This is a genomic window from Rhodoplanes roseus (assembly GCF_003258865.1).
Taxonomy (GTDB): domain Bacteria; phylum Pseudomonadota; class Alphaproteobacteria; order Rhizobiales; family Xanthobacteraceae; genus Rhodoplanes; species Rhodoplanes roseus.
This window is the reverse complement of record NZ_NPEX01000433.1, coordinates 1-3,466: the sequence shown is the minus strand read 5'-3', so window position 1 is coordinate 3,466 and position 3,466 is coordinate 1. Positions and strand designations below refer to the sequence as shown.

At 72.9% G+C, this 3,466-nt stretch carries 5 protein-coding genes; 4 read left to right on the top strand and 1 reads right to left on the bottom strand.

Features of this window, described 5'->3' with window-relative positions:
- Both CH341_RS29640 and CH341_RS29635 read left to right on the top strand, forming a co-directional pair.
- A partial coding sequence (locus tag CH341_RS29640; protein ID WP_111422970.1) for a DUF1924 domain-containing protein occupies positions 1–328 on the top strand: 328 nt, incomplete at its 5' end.
- Between the two features lie 96 nt (positions 329–424).
- Positions 425–817 carry a cytochrome C gene (locus CH341_RS29635; RefSeq protein ID WP_146604679.1) on the top strand — a complete coding sequence of 131 codons (393 nt, stop codon included), beginning with the start codon at positions 425–427 and terminating at the stop codon, positions 815–817.
- 119 nt (positions 818–936) lie between these two features.
- Here CH341_RS29635 and CH341_RS29630 read toward each other — a convergent pair whose 3' ends face one another.
- Positions 937–1,398, bottom strand: a complete 462-nt coding sequence (locus tag CH341_RS29630; protein WP_245431312.1) for a GIY-YIG nuclease family protein — start codon at positions 1,396–1,398, stop codon at positions 937–939.
- A gap of 187 nt (positions 1,399–1,585) precedes the next feature.
- Between CH341_RS29630 and CH341_RS29625 the strand changes: the two genes are divergently transcribed.
- Both CH341_RS29625 and CH341_RS29620 read left to right on the top strand, forming a co-directional pair.
- Positions 1,586–1,792, top strand: coding sequence for a hypothetical protein (locus CH341_RS29625; protein WP_111422962.1), 207 nt, complete (start codon positions 1,586–1,588; stop codon positions 1,790–1,792).
- A gap of 194 nt (positions 1,793–1,986) precedes the next feature.
- Positions 1,987–3,252, top strand: coding sequence for a Zn-dependent hydrolase (locus tag CH341_RS29620; protein ID WP_111422960.1), 1,266 nt, complete (start codon positions 1,987–1,989; stop codon positions 3,250–3,252).
- Positions 3,253–3,466: the final 214 nt, after the last annotated feature.

Sequence of the window (3,466 nt, the reverse complement as noted above, 5' to 3'; positions counted from 1 at the left end):
GGCCGCCGCCGTCACGGCGGCGCGGGCCGCGGACGCCAGCTTCTCGCCCTCCGCCGAGCGGGGCCGCGCCCTGTTCACGAGCAGCCCGGCGGCCGGCAAGCCCGACACGCCGTCCTGCACGTCGTGCCACACCACGACGCTCACCCGGGCCGGTCAGGCCCGCGCCGGCAAGCCCATCGAGCCGATGGCGCCGTCGGTCGTGCCGACCCGCCTGTCCGATCCGGCGACGGTCGAGAAGTGGTTCCGGCGCAATTGCCCCGACGTGCTCGGGCGGGACTGCAGCGCCACCGAGAAGGCCGACCTGCTCGCCTTCCTGACCGGGCTCTGAGGGGGGGCGGGATGGCTGGGATCGACACGATGCGGTTCTTGCGCGCTGCTGCTGATCGGCGGTCCGCTGGTCGCCGACGGCGTCCGGCTCGAGCCGGTGCGCGACCCGGTGGTCGCCAAGGAGTGCGGGGCTTGTCACATGCTGTATCCGGCCGGGCTGCTGCCGGCCCGCTCCTGGCGCGGCATCACGGCGGGGCTCGCCGATCATTTCGGCGACAACGCCGCGCTCGACGACGCGACGGTGGCCCACATCGCGGCCTATCTGGAGGCCAATGCGGCCGACGCGAAGGCGCGCAACCGCAAAATGCTGCGCGATCTCTCCGGCGCGGTCACACCGGCCCGCATCACCGAGCTGCCGTGGTGGACCCGCAAGCACGAGCGCAAGGACCGCGTCACCCCGGCGACGCTCGCCCGCAAGGGCGCCAAGTTCAGGGGCGACTGCAAGGCCTGCCACGAGGATGCCGAGCGCGGGCTGTTCGACGAGGAGTGACGCCGGGGCCCATCGCCGGCGCACCTCCGGGCCCCGGACGCGGTCCTCCGCTTCGCGGCGCACCGTGTCCGGGACTCGAGCGAGGGGCGGGGCGACGGTTCGAGGCTCCTCGTCGCTCCTCACCCGGCCGAGAGAGTCGGCGGGCCGAGCGGAAGTGCGACGCCGTCCGGCCAGGCGAGCAGGTGGCTGGCGCAGCGGGTGCAGTCGCTGGCGCCGAAACCGCGCACCGGCACGGGCAGTCCGGCCAGGGCGGCGACGAGGTCGCATTCATCCCCGCCCGGGACGGCCCACACGGCGACGACCCTGCCGCGGGTGGTCAGCCGGTCGACATGCCAGCGCAGCGTCTTGCGGCGGCGAAGGTGGCGGGCGATCCGGGCCCGCAGGCCACCGGGCCCACGGGCCGATCCGCAGTAGAGAAAACGGCCCGCCGGCAGCGATCCGGCCATGCGTCCGGCGAGGCGCAGCGGGACCGGTCCAGGCAGCTCGATGGCTAGTACATAGGCACCGGCGAGGGCCGGCAGGGCGGCCGCCGAGAGTCGGGTTTTGCTAGGCCCAGAGGCACTACTTGCGGTCGTGGGCACGGTGTCCATCCGGAACAACCCTGAGCCGTAGTAGCCGGATTGTATACACTTGAACGTAAAACGGATGCGGGTTGCGCATACCTAGCATTTATTGTGCATAGCACAAATTTGTATTGACTCGTATGCCTCCTCCGGGCTCGACTACCCCCTGCGTTTGCACGGACTGGAAAAACGCCGAGGAGCACGCATGCGCCGTCTCGCCGTCGCCTCCGCTAGTTCTCTGCCGTCGCTGATCATCCCTTGTCCGCGCTGCGCCAAGCGGATGTCCTTCCGGTCGACCAGCTCGACCATGGCCGAGCCCCGCATCCAGGACACCACCTTCGCCTGCGACCAGTGCGGCACCGAGGTGATCCGGACCAGCTTCCGGTCCGTCGATCCCAAGCAAGCCGCCTGATGTAAGCCGTCTGATCTCCGAAGACCCGGCGCACTGCGCCGGATGCGACCCCCGCGATCCGAACCACTCCGTCTGAGGTCCCGCCCCGGTCTTTCGTCCGGCTGCGGACGTTTGTCGGTGCCGGTCGACCGCTCGCCGTGGTAACAGGGCGCGGAGCCGCGTCCCGGGACGCGACCGCGCGGGATGGGCAGACGATGAGCAGCCGGGGCTTCGGCATCGACGAGAGTCGCATCTGGTCGGACCTGATGGGGCTCGCCGAGATCACGGATCCGGCCCGGCCCTATACGCGCCGCTCCTTCACGCCGCTGTTCCAGGCGGGGCGCGACTGGCTGCGCGGCCGCTTCGCCGAGGCGGGGCTCGCGGTGCGGCTCGATCCTGCCGCCAATCTGTTCGGCCGGCTCGCCGGCACCGACCCGACGTTGCCGACCATCCTGCTCGGCTCCCATACCGATTCGGTGCCGTCCGGCGGCCGCTTCGACGGTCCGGCCGGCGTCATCGCCGCGCTCGAGGTGGTGCGCACCCTGCAGGACGACGGGCGGCGGCTGCGCCATCCCGTCGAGGTGGTCGACTGCCTGGCCGAGGAGCCGAGCGACTACGGCCTGTCCTGCGTCGGCAGCCGGGCCATGGCGGGCCTGCTGACCTCCGAGATGCTCGACTACAAGGGCCCCGGCGGCGAGCGGCTGGGCGACGCCATCGACCGGGTCGGCGGCGACACGACGCGGCTCGCCGAGGCGAAGCGCTCCGACGTCGCGGCCTTCCTGGAGCTGCATATCGAGCAGGGCGTGGTGCTGGAGCGCAGCCGCACCGACATCGGCATCGTCACCGGGATCGTCGGCATCGTCCGGCTGGAGATCGTGTTCGAGGGCGAGGCGGCCCATGCCGGCACCATGCCGATGGCGATGCGCCGCGACGCCGGCGTCGCCGCCGCCCGGCTCGTCACCTTCGTGTCGGAGCGGGCCCGGGCGCTCGCCGACGCCGGCCGCGGCTACGTGGTCGCGACCACGGGCGTCGTCGAGCTCGCGCCCAATGCCATCAACGTGGTGCCGCAGAGCGCCCGCATCGTGGTCGACGCGCGGGCCGAGAACGGCGCCGTGCTCGATGCCTTCGTGGCCGAGATCGAGGCCGCCAGCCTGCGCATCGCCGACGAGACCAATACGGTGCGCGAGCGCTGCGCCGTCTTGTCCCGCGCGACTCCGGCCGCCTGCGACCCGGCGCTGCGGGCGCTGCTGGCCGAAGGCGCGGCGGCGCGCGGCCTCACCAGCCTGTCGCTGCCGTCCGGCGCCGGCCACGACGCCGCCTTCCTGTCCCGCATCGCCCCGGCCGCCATGGTGTTCGTGCCCTGCCGCGAAGGCCGCAGCCACGCCCCCGACGAATGGGCCGAGCCGGGCGCCATCGCGGCCGGCACGGTCGCCATGCTGGAGGCGGTACTGCGGTTCGACGCCCGCCCGCCGAAGGACTAAGCTCCCGCCAACGCCGGCCGGCCGTGAACCGCGACGCCCCGCCGCGGCACCTCTGTCGAGGGGAACCGGTCGCGCCGGGCCGGAGTCGTGCCGGATGCGCCGGGGCTCGATCGGTTCGCCGGCCCGGGCCGGCAGGGAGAGTGCGATGTCCTCACGGGTGATCGCCGCCGCCGTCGCCGCGATGCTGACGCTCGGGCTCGCCGCGGCGCCCGCT